Annotated in this window: 18 protein-coding genes and 1 tRNA gene; 4 read left to right on the top strand and 15 right to left on the bottom strand. The window is 67.2% G+C overall.

Going from position 1 to position 24,622, the window contains the following annotated elements; all coding sequences use genetic code 11:
* The 11 genes from AC3A3W_RS03325 to AC3A3W_RS03275 form a co-directional block, all read right to left on the bottom strand.
* Positions 1–977 (bottom strand): AAA family ATPase (locus AC3A3W_RS03325; RefSeq protein ID WP_487440460.1); only part of this gene is annotated, 977 nt, incomplete at its 3' end.
* Positions 978–1,131: 154 nt separating this feature from the next.
* Positions 1,132–1,716 (bottom strand): aminoacyl-tRNA hydrolase, encoded by a 585-nt coding sequence (gene pth / locus AC3A3W_RS03320; protein WP_487440459.1) that lies wholly within the window; start codon positions 1,714–1,716, stop codon positions 1,132–1,134.
* A 103-nt stretch (positions 1,717–1,819) separates the two neighbouring features.
* Positions 1,820–2,425 carry a 50S ribosomal protein L25/general stress protein Ctc gene (locus tag AC3A3W_RS03315; protein WP_487440458.1) on the bottom strand — a complete coding sequence of 202 codons (606 nt, stop codon included), beginning with the start codon at positions 2,423–2,425 and terminating at the stop codon, positions 1,820–1,822.
* 277 nt (positions 2,426–2,702) lie between these two features.
* Complete coding sequence (locus AC3A3W_RS03310) at positions 2,703–3,683, bottom strand: ribose-phosphate diphosphokinase (RefSeq protein ID WP_205654304.1); 981 nt, start codon at positions 3,681–3,683, stop codon at positions 2,703–2,705.
* Positions 3,680–5,173: a bifunctional UDP-N-acetylglucosamine diphosphorylase/glucosamine-1-phosphate N-acetyltransferase GlmU gene (gene glmU, locus AC3A3W_RS03305; protein WP_487440457.1), complete on the bottom strand. Its 1,494-nt coding sequence runs from the start codon at positions 5,171–5,173 to the stop codon at positions 3,680–3,682. The genes AC3A3W_RS03310 and glmU overlap by 4 nt, the downstream gene beginning before the upstream one ends.
* A 120-nt stretch (positions 5,174–5,293) precedes the next feature.
* Positions 5,294–5,365 (bottom strand) — tRNA-Gln (locus AC3A3W_RS03300).
* Between the two features lie 355 nt (positions 5,366–5,720).
* A complete protein-coding gene (locus AC3A3W_RS03295; RefSeq protein WP_487440456.1) occupies positions 5,721–7,547 on the bottom strand; it encodes an ABC-F family ATP-binding cassette domain-containing protein in 1,827 nt (608 codons plus the stop codon).
* A 71-nt stretch (positions 7,548–7,618) separates the two neighbouring features.
* Entirely contained in the window at positions 7,619–8,581 is a 963-nt protein-coding gene (locus AC3A3W_RS03290; protein WP_487440455.1) for a 4-(cytidine 5'-diphospho)-2-C-methyl-D-erythritol kinase, read from the bottom strand.
* Positions 8,582–8,678: 97 nt separating this feature from the next.
* The gene (rsmA, locus tag AC3A3W_RS03285; protein WP_487440454.1) at positions 8,679–9,566 is read right to left on the bottom strand and encodes a 16S rRNA (adenine(1518)-N(6)/adenine(1519)-N(6))-dimethyltransferase RsmA; all 888 of its coding nucleotides are present in this window, start codon (positions 9,564–9,566) and stop codon (positions 8,679–8,681) included.
* Between the two features lie 208 nt (positions 9,567–9,774).
* Positions 9,775–10,959: a resuscitation-promoting factor gene (locus AC3A3W_RS03280; RefSeq protein ID WP_487440453.1), complete on the bottom strand. Its 1,185-nt coding sequence runs from the start codon at positions 10,957–10,959 to the stop codon at positions 9,775–9,777.
* A gap of 268 nt (positions 10,960–11,227) precedes the next feature.
* Positions 11,228–12,115 (bottom strand): TatD family hydrolase, encoded by an 888-nt coding sequence (locus AC3A3W_RS03275; protein WP_487440452.1) that lies wholly within the window; start codon positions 12,113–12,115, stop codon positions 11,228–11,230.
* 253 nt (positions 12,116–12,368) lie between these two features.
* Here AC3A3W_RS03275 and AC3A3W_RS03270 point away from each other — a divergent pair, with 253 nt between their 5' ends.
* Genes AC3A3W_RS03270 through AC3A3W_RS03260 form a run of 3 tightly spaced genes read left to right on the top strand, consistent with a single transcriptional unit; the run spans position 12,369 to position 17,444 of the window.
* Positions 12,369–13,487 carry an AAA family ATPase gene (locus AC3A3W_RS03270; RefSeq protein WP_487440451.1) on the top strand — a complete coding sequence of 373 codons (1,119 nt, stop codon included), beginning with the start codon at positions 12,369–12,371 and terminating at the stop codon, positions 13,485–13,487.
* A 10-nt stretch (positions 13,488–13,497) separates the two neighbouring features.
* Complete coding sequence (locus AC3A3W_RS03265; RefSeq protein ID WP_487440450.1) at positions 13,498–14,922, top strand: DUF58 domain-containing protein; 1,425 nt, start codon at positions 13,498–13,500, stop codon at positions 14,920–14,922.
* Entirely contained in the window at positions 14,919–17,444 is a 2,526-nt protein-coding gene (locus tag AC3A3W_RS03260; protein ID WP_487440449.1) for a transglutaminase TgpA family protein, read from the top strand. The genes AC3A3W_RS03265 and AC3A3W_RS03260 overlap by 4 nt, the downstream gene beginning before the upstream one ends.
* Here the strand turns inward: AC3A3W_RS03260 and AC3A3W_RS03255 are convergent.
* Positions 17,441–18,940, bottom strand: coding sequence for an NAD-dependent succinate-semialdehyde dehydrogenase (locus AC3A3W_RS03255; RefSeq protein ID WP_487440448.1), 1,500 nt, complete (start codon positions 18,938–18,940; stop codon positions 17,441–17,443). The genes AC3A3W_RS03260 and AC3A3W_RS03255 overlap by 4 nt on opposite strands.
* Positions 18,941–19,126: 186 nt before the next feature.
* A complete protein-coding gene (gene rsmI, locus AC3A3W_RS03250; RefSeq protein WP_487440461.1) occupies positions 19,127–19,948 on the bottom strand; it encodes a 16S rRNA (cytidine(1402)-2'-O)-methyltransferase in 822 nt (273 codons plus the stop codon).
* A 207-nt stretch (positions 19,949–20,155) separates the two neighbouring features.
* Here rsmI and AC3A3W_RS03245 point away from each other — a divergent pair, with 207 nt between their 5' ends.
* Positions 20,156–21,862, top strand: a complete 1,707-nt coding sequence (locus tag AC3A3W_RS03245) for a dolichyl-phosphate-mannose--protein mannosyltransferase (RefSeq protein ID WP_487440447.1) — start codon at positions 20,156–20,158, stop codon at positions 21,860–21,862.
* Between the two features lie 6 nt (positions 21,863–21,868).
* Here AC3A3W_RS03245 and AC3A3W_RS03240 read toward each other — a convergent pair whose 3' ends face one another.
* Both AC3A3W_RS03240 and AC3A3W_RS03235 read right to left on the bottom strand, forming a co-directional pair.
* Positions 21,869–23,083 (bottom strand): TIGR01906 family membrane protein, encoded by a 1,215-nt coding sequence (locus AC3A3W_RS03240; protein ID WP_487440446.1) that lies wholly within the window; start codon positions 23,081–23,083, stop codon positions 21,869–21,871.
* 150 nt (positions 23,084–23,233) lie between these two features.
* Positions 23,234–24,466, bottom strand: coding sequence for a L,D-transpeptidase (locus tag AC3A3W_RS03235; protein WP_487440445.1), 1,233 nt, complete (start codon positions 24,464–24,466; stop codon positions 23,234–23,236).
* Positions 24,467–24,622 lie beyond the last annotated feature (156 nt).

Raw genomic sequence — 24,622 nt, 5'->3', positions numbered from 1 at the left:
ACCCAGCGTTCCTCGGTGTCCCCCACCTTCAGCAGCCCCGCGTCCTCCATGTCGGCCACAATATCCGTACCGTACAGCTCGGTAAGCCGTGAAAGCGGCACCCTGCGCGCGCAGGACAGCATTTCCATGACTTCGCGGCTTTCCGGTGTTTCGCGGGACCAGCGGGAGCGGACGATGTCGTCCAGGCCCGCGGCGCCGTCAAGGACGACCTTGTCCCGCAGCGTCCACACAGAATCGGAGAGGACAAGGTTTCCGGACTGCTGCTGCTCCGTAACGAGGGCCTTGAGCAGCAGCGGGTTACCGCCGACGATGGCGTGGTAGGTGCTCACGAGCGATGCGGACACCCGGTGCCCCAGCAGGGTCAGCAGGACCTGCCGGGTCTGCAGCTCGTTCAGGTTCTCCAGCCTCACTTCGGTGAGGCGGCGGTCCGTCAGCAACCAATGGAAGTCCGCGGGAAGGTCGCTGGTGCCGGGGGCGATCGCGATGACCCGCGCCGTCCGGGTCAGCATGATGTTCAGCAGGATGCCGGCGCTCATGTCATCGATCATGCCGGTGGTGTCCAGGGTGATGATGCATTCCCTGCCGCCGGCGTCGCTCTTGATGAGTGAGGTGATGCCCTGCAGGATGGCCGTGGGAGACCCCATCGCCGACTGCGGAAGGCGGGCCAGCAGGAAGGCCAGGCAGCCGTAGGAGGTCTGCGAACCGGCGAGCGGGCTGCGGAGCTGGAGTGCCCAGACGTCCGGGCCAAGATCAGCCACGGCGGTCCGGGCCAGCGAGGATTTGCCTACACCGCGGGCACCGGTAATGACGACCCCCAGGGAGCCGGGATCCGTCAGGGCATTGCGGATTGATTCAAGGTCGGCGCTGCGCGCAGGGACCGACCAACGTTGAAGGTCCGTTCCGCCGGCTGAAGCGCCTGGTCCCGCCAGCACTCCCGCCGTAGACCCACGTCCCCAGCTCAGTGGCTCATTTGACATGAACTTTTCCTTACATCCCGCTTTGCAGGATCAAGGCCCCATCGCCTCCCCCGCTTACGAGACAGACTACCCCGATACCCGTGACATAAAACAGGGCAAACGTTTCACATTTCGGCGTGTCCCGGCCGCCCGGCAGCCGGCCGGACCGCCGCCGTCAGACCTTGGCCGGATGGAAACGCTGCTGGGCCGCCGTCAGCCCGTCCCGGATCAGGAGCTCCACGGCGTCCGCTGCCTCATCGATCAGGAAAGGCAGTTCCTTCTTTTCCGCCGGCGCGAAGTCACGCAAGACGAAGTCCGCCGTATCCATCCGCCCGGGCGGCCTGCCGACCCCCACCCGGACACGGAGATAATCCTTGGTGGCCAGGGCCTTGGACATGTCCCGGAGGCCGTTGTGGCCCCCCTCACCGCCCCCGATTTTCAGCTTCACCGTGTTGAAGGGGATGTCGATCTCATCGTGGACTGCCACAACCCGCGATGGATCGACGTCATAAAAGTGCGCCAGCGCTGCAACAGGCCCGCCCGAGACGTTCATGTAGGTCACCGGCTTGGCGAGGACCAGGCGCGGACCGCCAATGCCCAGCCTGCCCTCCAGCACCTGCGCCCGGGCCTTGTGGACTTTGAAGTTGCCGCCAACGCGGGCCGCGAGCTCATCGAGGACCATCTGGCCGACGTTGTGCCGGTTGCGGCTGTACTCGGGGCCCGGGTTTCCAAGGCCGACAATCAGCCAGGTATCAGTCATGGATCAATCCTAAAGTGGTCGGATACGCCAGTGGCCGGGCCCAAAGGACCCGGCCACCGGTACGCAACGCGAAGAAATGCGGTGCGGGAAAACAGTGCCGTAATTACTCGGCGGAAGCTGCCTCGGCCGGAGCCCCTGCTTCTGCGGCTCCCTCTTCGCCTTCCGCAGCTTCAGCGACGGCCTCGGAGATGTTGACGACGAGGGCATCGGCGTCAGTCAGCAGGACCGAGCCCTTGGGGAGGACCAGATCGGACCCGTGGATGTGCTCGCCGGCGCCGCGGCCCTCGATGTCAACCTCGACGGCGGTGGGCAGGTGCGTTGCCTCGGCCTCGAGGGACACGACGGTCAGCTCGAGGTTGTGGACGGTGCCGGGTGCGGTTTCGCCGGAGAGGTGCACGGGAACGTCGACGGTGACCGTCTCGCCCTGGCGGACGGTCAGGAGGTCGATGTGCTCGATGATCTGCTTGATCGGGTCGCGCTGGATGTCCTTGACCAGGGCGAGGTGGCCTTCGCCGTTGATGTCCAGGGACAGCAGGGCGTTGGCGGTGCGCACGGCCAGGGTGGTGGCCTTGGCCGGAAGGGTGATGTGGATGGGCTCGGCGCCGTGGCCGTAGATGACGGCCGGGATCTGGCCGGCCATGCGGGCGCGGCGGGCGAAGCCCTTGCCGAATTCGGTGCGTACTTCTGCTGCGAGCTTCTGCTCAGACATGGATATCTCCTGGTAGCTTGTGGGTTGTCAGCAAGGGCGGAGGTCTGGAGCGACCTTCAACGCCGGGCGGCCCGGGGGCGCCCTTCCAGAAGGGAGATTCAGACCCAGTCGATAACGGAGACCAGTGGTCCGGTTGCCCGGAGCTACTCTCCCTCGCCAAGGTATCGGGATAGATCCTATCAGCGTCGGGACCGAATACTGAAAACAGGCCCGGCGACTGCTGGTTGAGCCTGCCGAAACGGGGTTTCGGCAGGCTCAACCATCGCAGCCTGGGAAATCAGGCGTTGCCGTCGAACAGGCTGGTGACTGAACCGTCGTCGAACACTTCACGGACGGCCCGGGCGATGAGTGGCGCGATGGACAGCACCGTGAGCTCCGGGAAGCGCTTGTCTGCCGGAATCGGCAGCGTGTCCGTTACCACCACTTCGCGGGCGCCCGACTCGGACAGACGGCGGGCAGCGGGGTCGGAGAAGACCGCGTGCGTCGCAGCGATGATCACGTCCTTAGCTCCGGCGTTCTTGAGTACGGCCACGGCTCCGGAAATGGTGCCGCCGGTGTCGATCATGTCGTCGATGAGGACGCAGGTGCGTCCTTCGATCTGGCCCACCACGGTCTTGGACACAGCCTGGTTCGGAACCGTGAGGTCGCGGCTCTTGTGGACGAAGGCGAGCGGCGCCCCGCCCAGGCGCTCGGCCCACTGCTCGGCGACGCGGACGCGGCCGGTGTCGGGCGAGACTACGGTGATGTTGTCGGCTGCGACCCGTGTCCGGATGTAGTCCGCAAGAAGCGGAATGGCCATGAGGTGGTCCACCGGGCCGTCGAAGAAGCCCTGGATCTGCGACGTGTGCAGGTCAACGCTCATGATGCGGTCCGCGCCGGCCGTCTTGTACAGGTCTGCGACCAGGCGCGCCGAGATCGGTTCGCGGCCGCGGCCCTTCTTGTCCTGGCGGGAGTAGGGGTAGAACGGCGAGACGACGGTGATCCGCTTGGCCGAGGCCCGCTTCAGCGAATCGATCATGATCAGCTGTTCCATGAGGTGGTTGTTCAGGGGTGCCGGGTGGGACTGGATGACGAAGGCGTCGGTGCCGCGGACGCTTTCGCCGGCCCGCACGTAGATCTCACCGTTGGCGAAATCGTAGGCATCCACGGGCAGCAGCTCCGTGCCGAGCTCCTTGGCGATCTGACGGGCAAGCTCCGGATGCGCACGCCCTGCGGCGAGCACCAGCTTCTTTTCGCCGCGAGCCGTAATTTCGGTCATGGTTGCTTGCCCTCTTCTGTAGATACCGGGGAATTGGAGGTGTGACTGCGCACTTCGCCTGCTGCCTCCGCCAGGGCCGCGGACAGCGAACCCGGACGGTTGGCGAGAACCCAACCCTCCGCGTTGCGCTGTGCGGCCATGGACAGAGCCAGGGCGCCTGCGGGTACGTCCTTCCGGATCACGGCACCGGCGCCGCTGTAGGCGCCGTCCCCCACCGTGACCGGAGCAACGAATACTGTGTTGGAACCGGTGCGGACGCCGGATCCGATCACCGTGCGGTGCTTCTTCTCGCCGTCGTAATTGGCGGTGATGTTGCCGCAGCCGATGTTGGTGTCCTCGCCGATTTCAGCGTCGCCGGCGTAGCCGAGGTGCGACAGCTTGGAGCCGCGGCCGATGGTCACGTTCTTGGTTTCGTAGAAGGCGCCGATCTTGCCGGTCTCGCCCAGCACCGTCCCCGGACGCAGGTACGTGAACGGGCCGACGCTGGCCCCCGCTCCGATGTCCGCACCGGAGCCGTGCGTGCGGGTCACCTTTGCGCCCTCGCCGATGCGGACGTCGGTCAGGGTTGAGTCAGGGCCGACGACGGCGTCACGCGCCACCGCGGTGTTGCCGTGCAGTTGCGTATTGGGCAGGATCCGGACGTCCTCTGCCAGGGTGACGGTGGAATCGATCCACGTGGTGGCAGGGTCAACGACCGTCACGCCGGCGCGCATCCAGGCTTCCACGATGCGCCTGTTGTGCTCGGCTCCGAGCGCAGCGAGCTGCACGCGGTCGTTGGCGCCTTCGACCTGCCAGCGGTCCTCGGTGACGACGGCGGCGACGCGCCCGCTGGCCTCGCGCACCAGCCCCAGGACGTCCGTCAGGTACTTTTCGCCCTGCGAGTTGTCCGTTGTCACATGGCTGAGGGCGTCCCTGAGCACCGCTGCGTCAAAGGCATAGATTCCGGAGTTGATTTCGCGGATCCCGCGCTCATCATCGGTGGCGTCCTTGTGCTCGCGGATGCCGCTCACCGTGCCGTCTGCGGAGCGGAGGATGCGGCCGTAGCCGGTGGCGTCGTCGAGCAATGCCGTGAGCACAGTGATCGCGTTGCCTTCGGATTCGTGTTTGGCGACGAGTTCGGCGAGCATCCCGCCGGTCAGCAGCGGCACATCGCCGTAGGTCACCACCACGGTGCCTTCGAGGAGCGCTTCCGCGTCCAGCGCCTCAAGAGCGACTTCGACGGCCCGTCCCGTGCCGGGGACCTCGTCCTGGTCGACAATCAGGGCTTCGGGGTCCAGCTCCTTGAGGTGGGCGGCCACGCGGTCACGCTCGTGCCGGACAACGAGGGCCACCCGCTGCGGGTTGATGGCGCGCGCGGCGAGCAGGGCGTGCCCGACCATGGAACGGCCGCCGATTTCGTGGAGGATCTTGGGGGTACGGGACTTCATCCGGGTACCGGCACCTGCAGCTAGGACGATTACGGCGGCTGGGCCGGACTTCTCGGGGCTCACGTACGGGCTCTCCTTGGTCGGTTGCGGTGCTGCATCCGCGCCTGCCTGCGCGGCGGCGCCCGAACCTGCGCCCGGAGCCGGCAACAGGCATCATCCTACTGGACGGCGCTGATGCAGCAGTTCCGCCCATAGGATTCGAACCTATACTCCACGGCTCCAAAGGCCGGGGTGCTGCCATTACACCAGAGCGGACCGTGCCGGGCCGCTAAGCCCGGGCACGAGAACCAATTCTGCCACGAACGGCGACACTCATGCGACCTCGCAGCGTGAGGCATGAAGGGACGGTGAGCAAGAGCACAAGGCCGGCCAGCCCTCCCCCGTCGTCCGGGCCTCCGCCATCGTCCATTGTCACCTACGCCTTCCGGTGAGTTCGACTCCCAACGGCCGGATGGCGGTCCTTCCGAAGGAGCGCATCGCAGCACATCGGAGCGCACAGGTCGCCCAGCGACCGGAGCGTTCCCTATGGGCTGTGTCTAAGCGACGCGGAAGGGGCGCCTTCCGGCACCAGTCACCCCGGCCCCTTCGGCACCCAGCCGCCGCCCGATGCCTACTCGCCTAGGACTTCGAGGGCCTCGAGCCATTCGAGCTCGAGGGCTTCGCGGTCGTCGGCCAGGGTTTTGAGCTTCTTGTTGAGGTCGGCCATGGCATCGAAGTCGTTGTCGGCCGTGGCCTTGACCATTTGGGCGTGGATCTTTTCTTCCTGTTGCGTCAACTTGCCCAGCTGGCGCTCGATGCGGTTCTTGGCCTTGCGGGCGTCGCGCTTCTCAGCCTCGGATGCTCCCGAGACAGGCGCTGCAGTGCCGGAGCTTGCCGAGGTGACCGGGTTGCCGCCGCCGGTGATCGTGGACCCGGCCATCGCGGATTCCCGGAGTTCGAGGTACTGGTCCACGCCGCCGGGCAGGCCGCGGATCTTGCCGTCGCCCAGGAGTGCCATCTGGTGGTCGGTGACGCGTTCCAGCAGATAGCGGTCGTGGCTGACAACGACGAGGGTGCCGGGCCAGCCGTCGAGGACGTCCTCGACGGCGGCGAGGGTATCGGTGTCGAGGTCGTTGGTGGGTTCGTCGAGCATCAGCACGTTGGGCTCCCCGACGAGCAGGCGCAGGAGCTGCAGCCGGCGCCGCTCACCGCCGGAAAGGTCGCGGACGGGCGTCCACTGCTTCTCGTTGGTGAAGCCAAGCTGTTCAACGAGCTGGCCGGCACTGAATTCCTTCCCGCCAACGTTGAAGGAACGCTTTTCACGCTCGATGACCTCGATGACCCGGAGGTCGGCAACGTCGTCGAGCTCTTTGACTTCCTGGGTGAGGACGGCGGTGACGACCGTCTTGCCGCGCTTGACTTTGCCGGAGGTTGGTTGAATCTCGCCGTTGAGGAGCTTCAGCAGGGTGGTCTTGCCTGCGCCGTTGACACCCACGAGTCCGAGGCGTTCGCCCGGCGCCAGCCGAAGGGTGATGTTGTTGAACAGCTTCTGGCCCTCGTCACCGCCGAGGAAATCCAGGGACACGTTTTCCAGGTCCAGGACGTCCTTGCCGAGGCGGGCGGTAGCCATCTTGCTCAGCGCCATGGAATCCCGGGGTTCGGGAACGTCGGCGATCAGCGCGTTCGCGGCCTCGATCCGGAACTTTGGCTTGGCGGTGCGGGCAGGGGCGCCGCGGCGCAGCCAGGCGAGTTCCTTCTTCACGAGCTGCTGGCGCTTGCCCTCGACCACGGACGCCATGCGGTCGCGTTCTGCGCGGGCCAGCACGTAGGCGGCATAACCGCCGTCGAACGGGTCCATAATCCCGTCGTGGATTTCCCACGTCTTGTTGCAGACTTCATCGAGGAACCAGCGGTCGTGAGTAACAACCAGGAATGCGCCCTGGTTGGCCCGCCAGCGGGTCTTCAGGTGCCGTGACAGCCAGGCGACGCCTTCGACGTCGAGGTGGTTGGTGGGCTCATCGAGCATGATGACGTCGTGGTCCTCGATGAGGAGCTTGGCCAGCGCCACGCGCCGTTTCTGGCCGCCGGACAGGGCGTGCACGTTGGCGTGCCAGTCGACGTCGGACACCAGGCCGCCCATCACCTCACGGATCTGCGGGTTGCGTGCCCATTCATAGTCCGCCTGGTCACCAACGATGGCGGCACCGACCGTGAGGTCGCCGTCGAGCACATCGCTCTGGTCCAGGTAGCCGATGTTGACGTCTCCGCGCTTGGTGACGCGGCCGGAATCCGGTGTGGACCGCAGCGCCAGCAGCCGCATCAGCGTGGACTTGCCGTCACCGTTGCGGCCCACCATGCCGATGCGGTCGCCCTCCTCGAGTCCGAGGGTGACGCCATCGAGAACGGTGCGGGTTGCGTACGAGACCGTGAGGCTCTCGCCGCCGAGCAGGTGTGCCACGGGGAACTGCTTTCTTCTGCGGATTTCTTCTGCGAACGGGGAACTGAAAGTTAAAGGGTATTGAGAGGGTATTAAAGGAGCGTATCGGAGATGATGCGCGCTCCGGGCACCGGGCCGTGGACCGGGAGGGCGGTGAGGCCCTTGTGCCGGAGCTCTTCGGCGAGGCCTTCGGCGGCTTCCGGGTTGTGGGCCAGCAGTGCAACGGTGGGGCCCGAGCCCGAGACGATCCCCGCGATGGCACCGCACGATTCGCCGAGGCCCAGGGTGTCGCGGAGGCTGGGCGCGAGTTCAATGGAGGCCCTCTGAAGGTCGTTGACGAGCACACGGCTCAGGGCGTCGGGGTCACCGCTGCGCAGCGCCTGCAGGATCTTCGGGTCCACCGCGGTGGGTTCGTCCACCTCAAGCCCTTCGGCCTCCCGCAGCCTGTCCAGGGTCTTGAAGACGTCCGGGGTGGAAAGCCCGAACTCGGCGGTGACCAGGACCCAGTCCATCTGGGCTTTGGCCAGCGCCGGAGAGAGATCGTCGCCCACGCCCAGGCCCACCGCCGTGCCGCCCAGCAGTGCGAAGGGGACATCGGCGCCCAGTTCCCCGGCCAGCTGGGCCAGTTCGTCCCGGGACAGGCCGCTGTTCCAGAGCGCGTCGCAGGCCAACAGCGTGGCGGCGGCGTCGGCGGATCCGCCACCCATGCCGCCGGCCACCGGCACCCGCTTGGTGATGTCGAGGTGCACCCCGGTGGAATGCTCGGACACATCGGCCATGAGGGCGGCGGCCTTGTAGGCAAGGTTGCGTTCGTCGAGCGGGATGTCGACGCCGTCCAGGTCGAGCGTGCTGTCCGGACTGATGCCCACGGTGATGCCGTCCCCCGGCGTGCTGGTGGCGGCCACTTCCTCATACAGCGAAACGGCCAGGTAAACGCTCGCCACCGAGTGATAGCCGTCGGGGCGCAGTGGGCCCACATCCAGTGAGACGTTCACTTTGCCCGGAGCCTTGACCCGGACGGTCCTCGCCGCAAAGCGCCCTCTCACTGCGTTCATGAGTCCAAGCTAGGGCATGGCGGTGCCGGGCTCCAACAAGGGCACGGCGGCAGCGTGTTCCCGGCGTCCGCTGTTCCCGGCGTCGTGCCGCTGCCGGTCAAGCGTCCGCAGCCTGGCGGGCTTCGGCGATCCGGGCGAAAGCGGCAATGTCGATAACCTCGCCGCGCGCCGTGGGATCCACGCCGGCGGCCACGAGGCAGCGCTCCGCCTCGGCCGCGCTTCCGGCCCAACCGGCGAGGGCGGCCCGGAGGGTTTTCCGGCGCTGGGCGAACGCGGCATCGATCACCGCGAAGACCTGCTCCCGGCTGGCCGTGGTGGCCGGAGGTTCCCGGCGGGTGAAGGCCACCAGCCCGGACTGGATCTTGGGGGCGGGCCAAAAGACGTTCATGCCGATCACTCCGGCCTTGCGCATGCTGCTGTACCACGCCGCCTTGACGGAGGGCACCCCGTAGATCTTGGAGCCGGGGCCGGCGGCAAGGCGGTCAGCCACCTCGTCCTGGACCATCACCAGACCGTGCCGGATCGACGGGAAGTGCTGCAGGAGGTGCAGGACAACGGGAACAGCCACGTTGTAGGGCAGGTTGGCCACGAGGGCCGCTGGCTCTGCCGGCAGGTCGGTGACCTTCATGGCGTCCGCGAGCACGAGGTGGAAGTCGCCGGCGGCGTCCGGCCGCCACTGCCGCACGGTTTCCGGCAGCTTGGCTGCCAGCACCGGATCGATTTCGACGGCGACAACAGACTTCGCGGCGTCCAGCAGCCCCAGCGTGAGAGATCCGAGCCCGGGTCCAATTTCGAGGACCGTCTCCTCCGGTCCGATGCCTGCTGCGGCCACAATCCTGCGGATGGTGTTGCCGTCAATCACGAAGTTCTGCCCCAGCGTCTTGGTGGGGCGTACACCGATTTCCTCGGCCAGCCTGCGGATGTCAGACGCGCCTAAGAGAGGGGCGGGCGCGGTACCGGGGGCGGAGGGAGTCGGGTCAGTCACCTAGGTATCCTATCCCGCCACCCCGCAGCCGCGGCGCGTTGCGGGGAAGGCAAGGAGAGATGGCGAAGGCGGGAAGGCAAGGCCCGAAGGCAAGGCCCAACGGCGAAGGCCGGGCCCGGAGATTCCGGACCCGGCCTTTCGCAGCCCCGCAGCCGTGGTCAGTTGCCGCGGAAGGGCTGTGGGTGCCTGTGCTTTGCGTCGGGGCGTGTTAGCCGCCGGCTGCCCAGCCGCAGCCCCAGGGCTGCAGGCCGCGCTCGGCGTAGACGCGGTTGGCGATGTCGATCTGCTGGGCCTTCGTGGCTTGGCTGGCGTTGGGGGCATAGGCTCCGCCGCCGGCACCGATCCAGGTCTGGATGTCGAACTGCAGGCCGCCGTAGTATCCGTTGCCGCTGTTGATCGACCAGTTGCCGCCCGATTCGCACTGTGCGATCTTGTCCCACATGGCCACGTTCATCATGGCCGGGGCTGCGGCGCCGGTGTTGGCGTCTTCGGGCGCGGCGGCGGGCTTGGGCTCCTCTTTGGTGCCGACGGTGATCTTCTCCGTCACCGGCTCCAGCGTTGCCGTCCGGGAAACCAACGTCCGGCTCGCTTCGCGGCCGTCGACCAGGACGAGCTTGTACTTCTCCGTCACCGTCCCGGGGACACCGGCCTGGGTAACCTTCTCTTCACCCTTGAGCATGTCAGTACTGTCCGTGGTCAGCGTCTTGAAGGGGACCTCTTCGGTGACCGTGGCCGTCTTGCTGGTATCGACGCGGGATACCTTGATCACCATGTTGTTGACAACGTGCGCGTTGGGTGGCTGCGAGGTGCGGTCGGCGGTTGCCAGCTTCACCTTGGCGTCCTTGAGTACCTCGCCGACCGTGGTGGCTGTGGTGGTGGTCTTGGCAGCCTTGCCGTCGGCCAGGATGCTCACGGTCTTCGGCGTCGAAATGGCCACGAAGGATCCGTCGACGGACAGCTGGGCGGTCCTCGGCACCGAGAGTTCGGATGCGCTGGCCACTCCGAGCTGGGTCACCAGGCCTGCTACGTCCTGGGCCGTGGTGCTGACGGTCTTTTCTGCGCCGTCCAGGCTCACCTTGACTGCCTTGGCCAGGTTGACGTTGATCACCGAGCCGTTCTCAACGTGCGCATCCAGCGAGGGCGACACGCGGTCGGAGGCCTGGAGGTCCATTTTGGCCGCCTTGACGACCTGCTCCACCGTGCCGCCGAACGTCTGGACGGAGCTTACTTTGCCATCAACGTTCAGGGTGACTGTCTTGTTGTTGCCTACGAAGGCCACGAGCCCCAGTACGAGTGCTGAGAGCACCACAAGCTGGGCCGCTACCTTGACGAAACTGAACTTGCCGTCCGACGTAAAGAACTTGACCACGATTGCCCATATCTTTGGAGCCATCCGGGCACGGGGAAAAACGCACAGCAGTACCTGCGGCAGGGACACCCGGGGGTGGCTCCGGACCAGCCCGGAGGTCTGCAGCAGGCTTGCGCGCCGCCACACTCACAAGGCAGGACACCGGAGGCGCCCTGCCTGAAACGTGAGTGACATCATCCGGAGGCCTTCCCCGACCCCGGCTAATAGTTGTTCACTGTAACCGATCCGTTATAAACGGACCAAAAATATTACATACCGGGTATGCACGTGCGGCTCGGGAGGGTGTGCGGACTCACTCCCAAGATCCGTAGGCCCGCAAGGTATTTTCGCTGATGCGGCCGCACAGCGCGGCCAGGTCCGTCTCTGTCAATTCGGCCATGGCCCGCACGGTGTACGGCACCATGTAGCTGGCGTTGGGCCTGCCCCGGTGGGGGTGCGGGGTGAGGAACGGCGAATCAGTTTCCACCAGGACCAGTTCCGGGTTGGCAACCGCCAGCGACGCCCTGAGGTTGGCGGCGTTCTTGAAGGTGAGCGTTCCGGCGAAGGACATGAACCACCCTTCGCGGTTGCAGATCCTGGCCAGGTCCTCGTCCCCTGAATAGCAGTGGAAGACCACACGGTCCGGGGTCCCCTCCTCCCGCAGTACCTGCACGACGTCGTCGTGGGCGTCCCGGTCATGGATCTGCAGGGTCAGGTCGAGCCTTTTGGCAATGTCGATATGGCGGCGGAACGAATAGCGCTGGTGGACCAGCCCCTCGCCCTCGGTGCGGAAGAAGTCGAGGCCGGTTTCCCCGATGGCCCGGATGCGGGGGTGCGCGGCAAGCTCCTCGATCTCCCGGAGCGCCGCCTCAAGCTCACCCCGCCGGGCATAGTCGGGGGCGTCGTTGGGGTGGATCGCGACGGCGCCGAGCAGCCGGGTGTCCAGATCAACCGCACGGACCGTGAACCTCGAGGATTCAAGGTCGGTGCCCACCTGGACAGCACCGCGGACCCCGACTGCTTCAGCAGCGTCCAACGCCGCGCTGAGCTCCACCTGGGGGTCGGCGCCGGGGTAGTCGAGGTGGGTATGGTTGTCCATCACGGGCACCGGCAGTGGTTCCGGAGCGGGAGGGTAGCCCTGCTTTCCGGATCCGTCCGTTCCGGGCGCCCGGTAAGCCTTGGGGGTCAGGGAATTGCACATTCCTCCAGCCTAGCGGCGGAGGCACTTCACACGTTTCCTGGCCACCGGCGGCACGGCGGCAGGCGTCGCGGGAGTCGTCGCAGGAGTCGTCGCAGCAGTCGTACGCGGGGCGCCCAGAATTACCCGGAACTCTCTGTCAGGTACGGCAGTTGTGTTAGTACGCTGGTACGGAGAGATGTGATCGCCCAAAGACGGGCAACGGCAGGCTGCTGCTGCACCGTTCCCCGCGTCACTCAGGGCTGAAAGGTTGCCGATGGAACCGCACCGACGCACCAGGATGGATGAGGACATCGTTCCCGGCGGGAAAGGGTTCGCCGAGAGGGCTGCGCACGGCGGAAACCAGCTCAACGGCCACAAGCCCGGCCCCCTGGGCCCCCAGGCCTTCCGTTCCGCAAGCGAACGTATCCTGACCGCCATCAACACGGTGATCGACGGCAAGGCTGAAGCCGCCAAGCTCGCCCTGACGGTGCTGCTCGCACAGGGCCACCTGCTGCTGGAAGACGTGCCTGGCGTGGGCAAGACCCTCCTCGCCAAGACCCTGGCGCGCACGATCGACTGCTCCGTCAGCCGGATCCAGTTCACTCCTGATCTTCTCCCCTCCGATGTGACCGGCGTGTCCATCTACAACCAGTCGTCGCGCCAGTTTGAGTTCCGTCCCGGTGCCGTCTTCGCCAACATCGTCATCGGCGACGAAATCAACCGCGCCTCGGCCAAGACGCAGTCCGCCCTGCTCGAATGCATGGAGGAGCACCAGGTGACGGTGGACGGCCATTCCTACAAACTGGCCGAACCGTTCATGGTGGTGGCCACCCAGAACCCGATCGAGATGGAAGGGACCTACCCGCTGCCCGAAGCGCAGCGGGACCGGTTCATGGCACGGATCTCCATGGGTTACCCGGACAAGGACTCCGAGATCGAAATGCTGGAAACCCACCAGGCCTCGTCTCCCTTGGCACGGGTGTCCTCCGTGGTGACTTCCGCGGACGTCGCGGCGATGATCGCCACGGTCCAGCAGGTTTACGTGTCCCAGTCCGTGAAGGAGTACACGGTGGCCGTGGGACGCGCCACGCGTGACAGCGCCATGCTGCGCCTTGGTGCCAGCCCGCGTTCCATGCTCCAGTTGCTCCGCGCGGCCAAGGCCACGGCGGCACTGGACGGCAGGGACTTCGTGCTCCCGGACGACGTCGTGGCCGTTGCCGAGTCAGTGCTGGCGCACCGCATCATCCTGGACCGGAAGGCCGTCAGCACCGGTGAGACGCCCCAGAGCGTGATCCGCGGCGTACTCGCCAAGCTGCCCGTCAGCCAGGAGATGAACGAGTCCGTTCATGCCTCCCGGCAGGCCAGGGCGGCCGAACTGCGGCCCAGCCGCTAGCCAGGTTGCCATGGCACTGCTGGACCGTCTCCCCCGGCACCTCTTCACCTCCCGAGGCTGGGGACTCCTCGCGGCAGGCACGCTTTCCCTGCTTTGCGCCCAGGTCATGGGCCGCCGGGACCTGCTCGGCCTGGGCGTCCTCCTGGTGGTCCTGCCGCTCATTTCGCTCGCGGGCATCCGGCTGGTCAAGCCACGCTTCCGCGTATACCGGGAGTTCAGCCCTGCCACTGTCGAGACGGCGTCAGCCACCACCGTGAGGCTGGCCGTCGCACGGACCGGGCCGGAGGCAGGCAGGATCATCATGGAAGAACGGCTCCCCTCGAGGTTCGGCGAGTCGCCGGCGTTCCGCTTTCCCTCGAGATCCGCCAGCGGCGGAACCAGCCGCTATGAGTACCGCCTGCGCTCCGGGAAGCGGGGCCAGTTCACGATCGGCCCCGTCACGGCCGAGTTCACAGACCCGTTCGGGCTTTCGCTGCACAGGCACACGATTGACGACGGCGATACGCTCACCGTGACGCCGGCCGCCGTCGAGCTTCCCGTTACGGGACTCGCAGGGGCACGGGGGAACGACGGCATCACCGCCACGCGGATCCGGGCCAATCCCAGCGACGATGACGTCATGACCAGGGAGTACCGCCACGGCGATCCGATGCGTCGGGTCCACTGGCCCGCCACCGCCCGCCACGGCGCCCTGATGGTGCGGCAGGAGGAATCGGTGACCACGCCCGAGGCGACGATCATCCTCGATCAGCGGTTTGGTGCTCACTCCAGCGGTTTCGGCTCGGTCTTCAGCGGTTCAGGCGACGACGGCAACGAGCTCGTCACGAGCGACACCTTCGAATGGGCCGTCACGGTCGCCATGTCCGTCAGTGCGCACCTTTCCGAGCGGAATTACTCCCTCCGGTTCCTCGACGCCGCCGGCGACCCCGCCTTCCACCGCTCCCCCTCAGCGCCGGAACCTGACTGTGAGGAATACAGCGGCGCGGCGGGGCTCCAGTCCATCGCCGAGAGCCTGGCGGCCATCCAGCTTTCCGGTCCGCACCACCTGCGCCGGGAGCACGATACGTCTGCCCGGGAGCACTCAGGAGGCGGCGAATCCGGGCAATCGGTGTTCGATGACCGGCTCATTGACAAACTCGCAGCACACCGGATGCGCGGCCCCGTACTGGCGGTCCTCGGACGAATCTCGCCGGCCGAGGCACGGGCACTGGCGCCGGCCGCCGGTTATGCGGCCAACGCCTTTGCCATCGTGATCACCGACAGGCCCACGGAGTCCTCCGAGGTCCTCGAGGCACTGCGCCGCGGCGGCTGGCGTGCGGTCGCCGTGGATGCGGCCACGTCCCTGCCGGCCGCATGGACGTATTTCGATGAAGGCGACGCCACCCTCGCAGCTGCGGCTGCCGACGTGCGCCGCGGTGCGGAGGTGACGCGATGACTCTCGCTCCCCAGCGTCAGGCCGGCGCCGCGCCGCAGCCGTCGACGGCCACGTCGGAACGCCGTCGCCGCCCGGGCGCCGGCGCCTATCCGTGGGCGATGTCGGGGGCCGTGGCGGTCGCCGTGATCGGGGCGGCCGTCTCCCTCAACGGTGTGCTGAGAGGATGGGCCTGGTTCCTGCCGGTGCTCACCACCATCCTGGTGGTGTCCCTGACCATGGCCGGGCTCCGCGCCCTGCGGGCCCAGCCGCTGCTGGTCACGCTGGGCGGCTTCGTGTCCCTGCTGTTCATCCTGATCTTCACGTTCTTCCGCCGGGACAGCATCGCCGGCCTCATTCCCTCGGACGCCACCATGGCGGCGCTGGGAAGGCACCTCCGGCGGGCCAGCGAAACGGTGCTGTCGGAAAGCTCTCCGGTCGCCCCCAACGCAGGCATCGTCCTGGTGACATGCGCCGCCCTGGGCCTGGTGGTCATTCTCATCGACGCGCTCGCCCTTCCCCTGGGCATGCCCGCCACGAGCGGCCTGGGCCTCCTGGCAGTGCTCGTGGTGCCGGCCATGATCAAGCCACAAAGCGTCGGGTTGGCTGGCTTCCTTGGAACGGCGACGGGTTTCCTGCTCATTCTCGCGTGCAGCCAGTGGTTCGCCCCGGATGCCCGTGTCCAGGCGGACACCGCGCGCAATCCCGGTCAGATCAGACGCGCCGCGATGACCGGTGCCGTTGCGCTGGTGGCCACGCTGGTGCTGCAGCTCGTCATTCCCGGCTTCGACCAGGGCACGTTCCCGCAGGGATCGCGGCTCAATCCTTGGGCCTCCTCCAGCGGCCTGAATCCCATGATCAGCCTGGGCAACAGCCTGCGCCGCCCGTCCGGCGACGGACGGATCACCTACGCCACCAATGCCACCACGCCCCTGTATCTGCGCTCCGTGACGGTGGACCGGTTCGACGGCGAGGCCTGGTCCCCGGACGACCGCAATTCCTCCCGCAGAACGGGGCCCGGGCGCATGGAGGTGGGGCACGAGATGCTGGCTCCGGAGCAGGTCCGCCAGGTCACTGTGGTCAACACCGGCGACTTCACCAGCCCGTACCTGCCTGTCCCCTATGCGCCCGAAGCGGTCAACGGACTGACCGGCCGGTGGAGCTGGGATCCCGCCACGCTGAGCATCAGGGGTACCGACACCAATTCGCGGAACCAGCAGTACCTGGTTCGGTCCTCCGCCCCGAAGCTGACCACGGAACTTCTGGACGGGTCATCGGCGCCGGTCAGGGGTATACCGGACGAGTTCATCAGGCCACCGGCCAACGTGCCGGAAGTCGTCCGGACCACCGCCGACTCCGTGACATCGGACAGCAGAACCGCCTACGAGAAGGCGATGGCCATTCAGAGGTACCTGCGCGGCGGGGCGTTCACCTATTCCCTGGAGTCACCGGTCCAGGGAGGCTATGACGGCAACGGCCTGTCGGTGCTGGCGGACTTCCTGACGCAAAAGAGCGGCTACTGCATCCACTTCGCCTCCGCCATGGCCGTCATGGCCCGGGTTGAGGGGATTCCCAGCCGGATTGCGGTTGGCTATGCACCGGGCCGGCTGACGGGCGCCACGGTATCGGTCGCCGGGCAGGGCGCGCTCCCCGAATTCGAGGTTGACGCCCGTGACGCCCACGCCTGGCCGGAACTGTATTTTCAGGGGCTTGGCTGGGTGCCGTTCGAGCCCACCCCGTCGCGCGGCTTCGTGCCGCCGTACGCCCAGGACTCCTCGTCCGGCGGTGCCAGCACGAACGACGGCACCAATGACGGCCTGCTGCCCACGAACGGCGCCACCCCGCCTCCCGCAACGACACCCGCCCCCCTCCCCCTCCCCGGAGGCGGCGAGGCCGGGGCAGGGAACCAGACGGTTGCCGTGCTTTATTTGGCGGCAGGCGGGCTGCTGCTGGTGCTGATTGCCACGGCGCCGCGGATGGTGCGGACGGGCCTGCGCTCCCGGCGCCTGCGGGGACCGGCAGCCCGGACCGGGCAGGCGGCCGCTCCGCTCGCATGGGCTGAGTTGCGGGACCTCGCCACGGACTACGGCGTGCGCCCGCTGCCCAGTGAGACGCCGCGCGCGTTTTCTGCCCGGCTCAGCTGTTCGCCGGCGCTGGGGCCGGGCCCACATCCCTATACCCCTGATGCGCCCGGATCCTCGGGGCACCTTGACGCAGAGACCGCTGTGCACGGCCTCACCGCCGCCTTTGAACGCCACCAGTACGGCCGCCCGGCCGCCGCGGGCAGCCCGGAAGAGACGGCTGCCGCCCCTGATCCGCGAGCGGCACAAGAGATCGCCGTGGTCCGGAAGGCGCTGCGCCGCAACGCAGGACCATTGGGCCGCCTGCGCGCCGAGTGGCTGCCGCCGTCGGTGATGTCACGGTGGGGCAGCCTCGCCGGTGCGCCGTTCCGGGCCGTCGCCCGTGGCGTGGCGCGCGCGGGAAAGGCCGCCGCGGGCTCCTGGACAAGGGCCCGCGACGGCCTGCGGCGGCTCCGCGAGGGCTAGCCGGCGTACGGGTCGGCGATGCCGATGTACTGGGTGTAGAGGTATTCCTCGATGCCCTCGAGGCCGCCTTCGCGTCCGAGGCCGGACTGCTTCACGCCGCCGAACGGCGCCGCGGCGTTGGAGACAACACCGGCGTTCAGGCCGAGCATGCCGGTCTCGAGGCGCTCACCCATCCGGATGCCGCGGTTGAGGTCTTTCGTGAAGACGTACGCCACGAGTCCGTACTCGGTGTTGTTGGCCAAGCGGATGGCCTCGTCCTCGGTGCCGAACGTGATGATCGGCGCGACGGGGCCGAAGATCTCCTCGGACAGGATCCGCGTCCCCTCCGTGACACCCTTCAGGATGGTGGGCTGGTAGAAGTAGCCCGCACCGTCGACCGGCGCGCCGCCCACAACAGCCTTGGCGCCGGAGGCGAGAGCATCGGTGACGAGTTCGTGGACCTTGTCCCGGCTCTTGGCATCGATCAGCGGGCCGACCTTGGACTCTGGTTCTGTGCCGCGGGCGGTGGTCATGTCCGCCATCTTGGCTGCGAACTTCTCTGCGAACTCGTCCGCGACGGATTCGTGCACGATGAAGCGGTTGGCTGCGGTGCAGGCCTCGCCCATGTTGCGCAGCTTCGCCAGCATGGCACCGGCGACGGCTGCGTCGATGTCGGCGTCCTCGAACACTACGAAGGGGGCGTTCCCGCCCAGTTCCATGGAGGTCCGGAGCACGGTTTCGGAGGCGTCCGAGAGCAGGCGGCGGCCCACCTCGGTGGATCCGGTGAAGGAGAGCTTGCGGAGCCGGGCGTCCTTGATCAGCGGTCCGGTGGTGGCCCCGGCAGTGGACGTGGGGATGACGTTCAGGACACCGGCGGGCAGGCCGGCCTCCTGCATCACGGCGGCGAACAGCTGCGACGTCAGCGGGGTCAGGTTTGCAGACTTGAGGACCATGGTGCAGCCGGCGGCGACGGCGGGGGCGATCTTGCGCGTGGCCATGGCCAGCGGGAAGTTCCAGGGCGTGATCAGCAGGCACGGCCCCACCGGCTTCTTGGTGACCAGCAGGCGGGACTTGCCGTCCGGGGAGACCGAGTAGCGGCCGAACGCACGGACGGCCTCTTCGGAGAACCAGCGCAGGAACTCGGCGCCGTAGGTGACCTCGCCGCGGGCTTCGGCCAGCGGCTTGCCCATTTCCAGGGTCATCAGCAGCGCGAAGTCCTCTGCGCGCTCGGTCACCAGCTCGAAGGCGCGGCGCAGGATTTCGCCCCGTTCCCGCGGCGGAACCTTGGCCCAGGATTCCTGGGCGGCGGCAGCCGCGTCGAGGGCGGCCATGCCGTCCTCGGCTCCAGCGTCGGCGATGCTCAGGAGGACCTTGCCGGTGGAGGGGTCTTCGACGTCGAAAGTCTTGCCTGACGCTGCGGGACGCCACTCGCCGTTGATCAGCAGGCCAGTGGGAACAGAAGCGAGCAGTTCGCTTTCGCGCTCTGCGGTTACGGTGGACTGTGTAGTAACAGACACGGTGACTCCCTCGTCAGCAATCGGGTTGCGGGTTGGTGCAGCTGCCTGCAGCGGGGCGCCTGGGCTGCTGCTTTCTCGGCTGGTTTAATGCCACGCTACTGCCCGGATCTCGCCAGTGTCTACGCATGCGCGCACTACGCATGACCCGCATTGCTGTGCAGGTGCACAGCGCTCCGCCCTGTGAATTTACCGGGCCGCAAGCACCGCCGCATACAGCTCGCGCTTGCTGACGCGGACCTCTTCGGCCACGGCGGCTACGGCGTCCTTGAGCCGGAGGCCTTGGGCGACCAGCTCGTTAACGGCCTCCACGTTATCCTCCGGCGTCCCGGGCGCCCGCTCGGGCGCTCCGCCCACCACTACCGCAATCTCTCCGCGGACCTCGTTGGACTCGGCCCACTGCAGCAGCTCCCGCAGCGTGCCGCGGAGGACTTCCTCATATGTCTTGGTCAGTTCGCGGCACACTGCCGCCTTGCGGTCCGGTCCGAATCGTTCATGCAGCGCCCGCAGCATCGCTTCGAGGCGGTGCGGGGCCTCGAAGAAGACCATGGTGCGGCGTTCGGCATCCAGATCGGCCAGCCGCGATGCGCGTTCACCGGCTTTGCGCGGAAGGAATCCCTCAAAGCAGAAGCGGTCGGTGGGAAGCCCGGACAGAGCAAGGGCGGTCAGGACGGCGGAGGGGCCAGGGACGGCCGTCACTGTCAGCCCTGCCGCCACGGCGCCCTCGACCAGCCTGAACCCGGGATCGGAGACCGCCGGCATGCCGGCGTCCGTGACCATGACAATGGTCTTTCCCGCACGGACCTGGTCCAGCAGTTCGGCCGTCTTGGTGGCCTCGTTGTGCTCGTGATAGCTGATGATCCGGCCGCCGACCGTTACTCCCAGGCTTTGCACGAGCCGGTGCAGCCGCCTCGTGTCCTCGGCCGCCACGATGTCCGCCGAGGCCAGCAGCTCGACCAGCCGCGCAGAAGCGTCCCCAACGTTGCCGATGGGCGTGGCCGCCAGCACGATCCTCCCGGGGCGGTCGCCGGAAAGGTCCGAACCTGCCGCCTGTTCGGAAGTGCCGGCCTGCGTGCTGTTCGGTTCATGGTCCACGCATCCAGCCTACTGCCGCCCGCGGTCACCGCGGCACACGGCCGATCCAGTAGCCGGACAGAAGAATCCAGCAGGAGGCAGTTCCTGCAGGAGACACACAGCAGCGAAAGGTAGCATGGGCACGTGACGCAGACCTCCGTTCGGCCTGACGCGGCCGGTTCCGCCAGCACGCCGGCTTCCGCGACCGAACCCGCGGCACGCAACCTGGTGGGCCGGGGCTGGGTCAGCCGCCCGTCAGAGGCCTTCACGGCCGGCGAACTGACGCGGCGACTCATCGGGAACATCCGCAGCTGGCGCGACTACCCGCCGTCGCTCAGGCTGTGGTTCTGGCTGGTGCCTGCCCTGACCGCCGCCGTGGGCGGGGTGCTGCGCTTTGCCCGTCTGGAAGTGCCGGCGAGCCTGGTCTTCGATGAAACGTACTACGTCAAGGACGCGTACTCGTACCTTGTCAGCGGGTATGAGCGGAGCTGGCCGGACAAAGCGAACGATGCCTTCAACGCGGGGAATCCCGGCGTGCTGCTGGCATCGCCCGAATATGTAGTCCACCCGCCCGTGGGCAAGTGGATGATCGCCGGCGGCATGTGGCTCTTCGGTCCGGACAATCCGCTGGGCTGGAGGTTTTCGGCGGCACTGGCGGGCACGCTGTCCATCGCCCTCGTGGCACTCATCGCCCAAAAGCTCTTTGGTTCCCTCATCCTGGGCGCCGCCGCAGGACTGCTGCTCGCCGTCGACGGTCACCACCTGGTCATGTCACGGACATCGCTGCTGGACATCTTCCTGATGTTCTGGATCCTGGCCGCCTTCGGTGCGCTGCTGATGGACCGCGACGACGGCCGGCGCCGGCTGGCTGTCCGGCTGGCGCGGCTCGCTGCTGATTCCCCGACGGGCCGGCCGTCCCAGCTCCAGCTGCTGTCCGGCCCATGGCTGGGGATCCGCTGGTGGCGCGTCGCCGCGGGAGTCTGCCTGGGACTGGCCGTCGGCACCAAATGGTCGGCGCTCTTCTTCGTGGCCGGCTTCGGCCTCCTGACCGTCTTCTGGGACCTGAGCGCACGCCGTACCGCGGGCATCCGTGGATGGATCAGCGCCGGCGTCATCAAGGACGGCCTCGTGGCGTTTCTCAGCATTGTCCCCGTGGCCGCGCTGACATACGCCGCCAGTTGGACCGGCTGGTTCCGGTCAACGGATGCCTACTACCGGCAATGGGCCACGACGAACCCGAGCGCGGACTGGGGCTGGCTCCCGGATAGCCTGCGTTCACTGGCGCACTACCACCTCGAGGCGTACAAGTTCCATCAGGGGCTGAGTTCGGAGCACCCGTACGAGGCCAGCGCATGGAGCTGGCTGGTGATGGGCAGGCCCACCTCCTTCTACTACGAATCCCCGAAGCAGGGCACCCCCGGCTGCGACGTGCCCAGCTGCACCTCGGCGATTTTGTCGGTCGGGAACCCGCTGATCTGGTGGGGTGCCGCGATTTCCCTGGTGGTGCTGCTGTTCTGGTGGGCGGGCCGCCGGGACTGGCGTGCAGGCGCCGTGCTCGCCGCGGTGGGTTCCGGCTACCTCCCCTGGTTCCTGTACCCGGAACGGACCATGTTTTTCTTCTACGCGGTGTCCTTCGAACCGTTCCTCATCCTGGCGCTGGTTTACGGCCTGGGCCTGGTTCTGGGGCGCAGGACGGACCCGCTGTGGCGCCGGCGGTCAGGACTGTACGGGATGGCAATATTCCTTGTGGGTGCCGTGCTGCTCTCCGCGTTCTTCTATCCGATCTGGACAGCGGAGGTCATCCCGTACCAGGACTGGCGTTTCAGGATGTGGATGCCGTCCTGGATCTGAGGCGCCTCAGAGCCGGACGGACCGGTCCTCGCCGAGGTCGGCGCCGGGCTCCGTTTCCGTATCTTCGCCCTTGCGGGACTTCCTGGGCCGCTTCGGGAGGCCGCGGCGCCGTCGGGTGGGCCAGGTCAGAATCAGGGTCACCACCGCAGCCAGCAGGACCAGCCCGGCAATGACGATGCCCGCGTCGATCCAGAACTGCCCCGGGAACAACCGGATGAGAGTGTCTTCCAGTGCGAAGGTCCACGTGCCGTTGGCGAAGAAGATCCGGTGGAATTCGGTAAAGAACTGTTCCCAGCCGAGCAGGGCCAGCCCGGCAAGGCCGCTGATGAGCGCAAGTGTGACGATAGAGCCGGCGAACAGGCCGCGCCGCACACCGCCGGTGCTGCGGCGGCGCAGGTAGATGATGGCGGCGATGCTCACCAGGATCAGGAGTGCGCCTGCGCCGAAAGCCGAAAGGATCACAAGCTTGACGTCGGCCATGTGGCTGACTTCGCCGTCCTGGAACAGCTTCTCCCCGCTGCGGTTTACGAGCTCGCCCAGGTATCGCGGCCCTGACCAGTTGCTGAGGTAGTCCACGGCGTAGGATCCGTAGGTCATGCGGTCGTCGGAGTTGAAGCCATAGCCGTCGCCCGGGAAGCCGGGCCGGTGGTACTCGGCCCAGAGGAAGAGCGGACTGGTAACGGCGCGGACTGCCAGGACCAGAAGGATCGCCGGGAAGAAAACCGCGAGGACCACCTGCATGACGCGCGGCAGCACGGGCTTTGTGTTGGCCGCCTGCTCGCGCTCCGCGTTGCGGCGCTCCACGTCCTCGCGGGGAGGGCGGATCTGGAGGGCCGACGTCGGGAGAGGCTCGCTGTAGTGGGCGCCCGCATCAGCCCCGGACGACGGCTCGCCGGTGTCCGACGGCACATCCGGCGCCGCATCCGATGTACCGTCCGCGGCGGCCGCAGCCTCAGCGGCCTTGCGGTCCGCCCTGCTTCCGGCTTGCACCCGCCCGGCAGGCTCGTCGGCGGCAGGGTCCGGGTGTGGTGCGTCGTCCGCCGATGAGCGGCTGGCTGCAGCGCCGCTGGCGGCGGTCTCGTCGGAGGACCTGGCCGCCGGGGCAGCCTTCATCCACTCGAACGCCGGCTCATCTGCGTCATGGGAAGGATCAACCGCCGGATCGTCGGCTGCCGGCTGCGGATTGAGCCGTCTGGACGGGGTCGAAGTATTGTCGTTCACTGCAGCTTCACTTCCGTAGGCTTCCGCGCTCCAGGTCAGTGCCAGGCACGCTGTATATCTCCTGAAGAGCCTACCGTCCGGTCCTCTGGCACCGCGATAAGAAACCCGCGTTGCCGGAATCATGCGGCTATTTCGTTATAACCCGTGCGGTTACCGCTTGGCGTACTGCGCCCAGGGGATGTTCCAGTCGCCGTAGCCCTCCAGCGGCTCGACCGCCGGCGCGCCGGTGTTCAGCGTCTGCACCACGTCCCCGCTCTTCATATTGTTGAAGAACCAGGCAGCATCTGCGGGCAGCAGGCCGACGCAGCCATGGGAGACGTTGTATTTGCCCACGGCGCCCCAGGCGGACTGCAGGGCCTGGTGGACATAGACGCCGGAAGACGTCAGCCTGTTGGCGTATTCAACGGTAAGCGGCGGATAGTAGCCCTTGTCGCCCGGCTTGAGGCCGATGCTTCCGGCGTTGAACTTGGAGCGGCGTTCCTGCTCCATGATCACTGCGTAGCCGGTGGGTGAAAGCCATTCGGCGTCGCCCAGGGTGACGGGGGCGGTCTTGACGAGCTTGCCGTCGAAATAGACCTTCATGGTCTTCGTCAGGTCATCCACCACGGCCAGCCGCTGGGGTCCCACCTTGAACTGCACCTTGGCGTTGAAATTGCCGATCATGCTGTTGCCGAAATCAACGCCGAACAGCTTCATGTCCACCGTGACTTGGCTGTTGGAGGCCCAGAACTTCTCGGGACGGATGCGCACACGCTGGTCCGTGTACCAGTGCCACGCCACGGGCTGTTTCGAGGAGACGGAGATCTTGACGGCCTTCTCCACTGCGGCCTTGTTTGCCACGGGTTCGCTGAAGACGATTTCGATGGGCTGGCCGGAGCCGACTGTTGAGCCGTTCTCCGGGTACACGGCGGCGTCGGCCTCGTTGGCGCTCTCGACAGTGGTGAAGGTCTGTGCCTTCTTGGTCTCGCGGCCGGCCTCGTCAACGATCGTAAAGCTGTAGTTGTAAACCGAGTTGAACTGGAGCGGATCCAGGGCGGTCCAGGTGCTGCCGTCGGCGCTCATGCTGCCCTTAACCGGCGCTCCGCCGATTGCCGGGGCCAGGACAACGTCCTTGAGCTTGCCATTGACGGCCTTGACGGACGGTGCGACTGCGGGATTGACGCTCTTTGCGCCGTCGGTCGGAGTGACGCCCAGTTCCACGGCCTTCACCACGGGGGCGGCGAGGCCGGGCTCGTTGCGGACGGGGGTGGCAGCCTCGGACTCCGGAGCGGGGTTGGCCCATCCCGGCGCGGTGGCTACACCGAATCCGCCGGCGGCAACTGCTGCGCAGATGGCCGCGACCGCGAGGATCTTGCCGATCTTGCGGTTGCTCTTTTCCGTCATGACTGGTTCTCCATGTCCCCCGCCGGGCCGCCAACCGGCGTCCGTCCGTATGCCCAGCAGAAACGCTGACCAGTCAATTTTATCGCACGCCGGGGCTGCCCCGGTCCGAACGGCCCGGGGCTGCCCTCCCGCTAGCCCGGTTCCCGGGGCCCCGCG

The organism is Arthrobacter sp. Soil_N43 (assembly GCF_057655195.1).
This window is presented reverse-complemented; position numbering and strand designations above follow the sequence as displayed.

Excerpts from the sequence above, each read along its gene's own strand:
- pth (WP_487440459.1), bottom strand. The coding sequence starts at position 1,716 with ATGACTGATACCTGGCTGATTGTCGGCCTTGGAAACCCGGGCCCCGAG.
- AC3A3W_RS03315 (WP_487440458.1), bottom strand. The coding sequence starts at position 2,425 with ATGTCTGAGCAGAAGCTCGCAGCAGAAGTACGCACCGAATTCGGCAAG.
- AC3A3W_RS03310 (WP_205654304.1), bottom strand. The coding sequence starts at position 3,683 with ATGACCGAAATTACGGCTCGCGGCGAAAAGAAGCTGGTGCTCGCCGCA.
- AC3A3W_RS03290 (WP_487440455.1), bottom strand. The coding sequence starts at position 8,581 with ATGAACGCAGTGAGAGGGCGCTTTGCGGCGAGGACCGTCCGGGTCAAG.
- AC3A3W_RS03280 (WP_487440453.1), bottom strand. The coding sequence starts at position 10,959 with ATGGCTCCAAAGATATGGGCAATCGTGGTCAAGTTCTTTACGTCGGAC.
- AC3A3W_RS03275 (WP_487440452.1), bottom strand. The coding sequence starts at position 12,115 with ATGTGCAATTCCCTGACCCCCAAGGCTTACCGGGCGCCCGGAACGGAC.
- AC3A3W_RS03270 (WP_487440451.1), top strand. The coding sequence starts at position 12,369 with ATGGAACCGCACCGACGCACCAGGATGGATGAGGACATCGTTCCCGGC.
- AC3A3W_RS03265 (WP_487440450.1), top strand. The coding sequence starts at position 13,498 with ATGGCACTGCTGGACCGTCTCCCCCGGCACCTCTTCACCTCCCGAGGC.
- AC3A3W_RS03260 (WP_487440449.1), top strand. The coding sequence starts at position 14,919 with ATGACTCTCGCTCCCCAGCGTCAGGCCGGCGCCGCGCCGCAGCCGTCG.
- AC3A3W_RS03235 (WP_487440445.1), bottom strand. The coding sequence starts at position 24,466 with ATGACGGAAAAGAGCAACCGCAAGATCGGCAAGATCCTCGCGGTCGCG.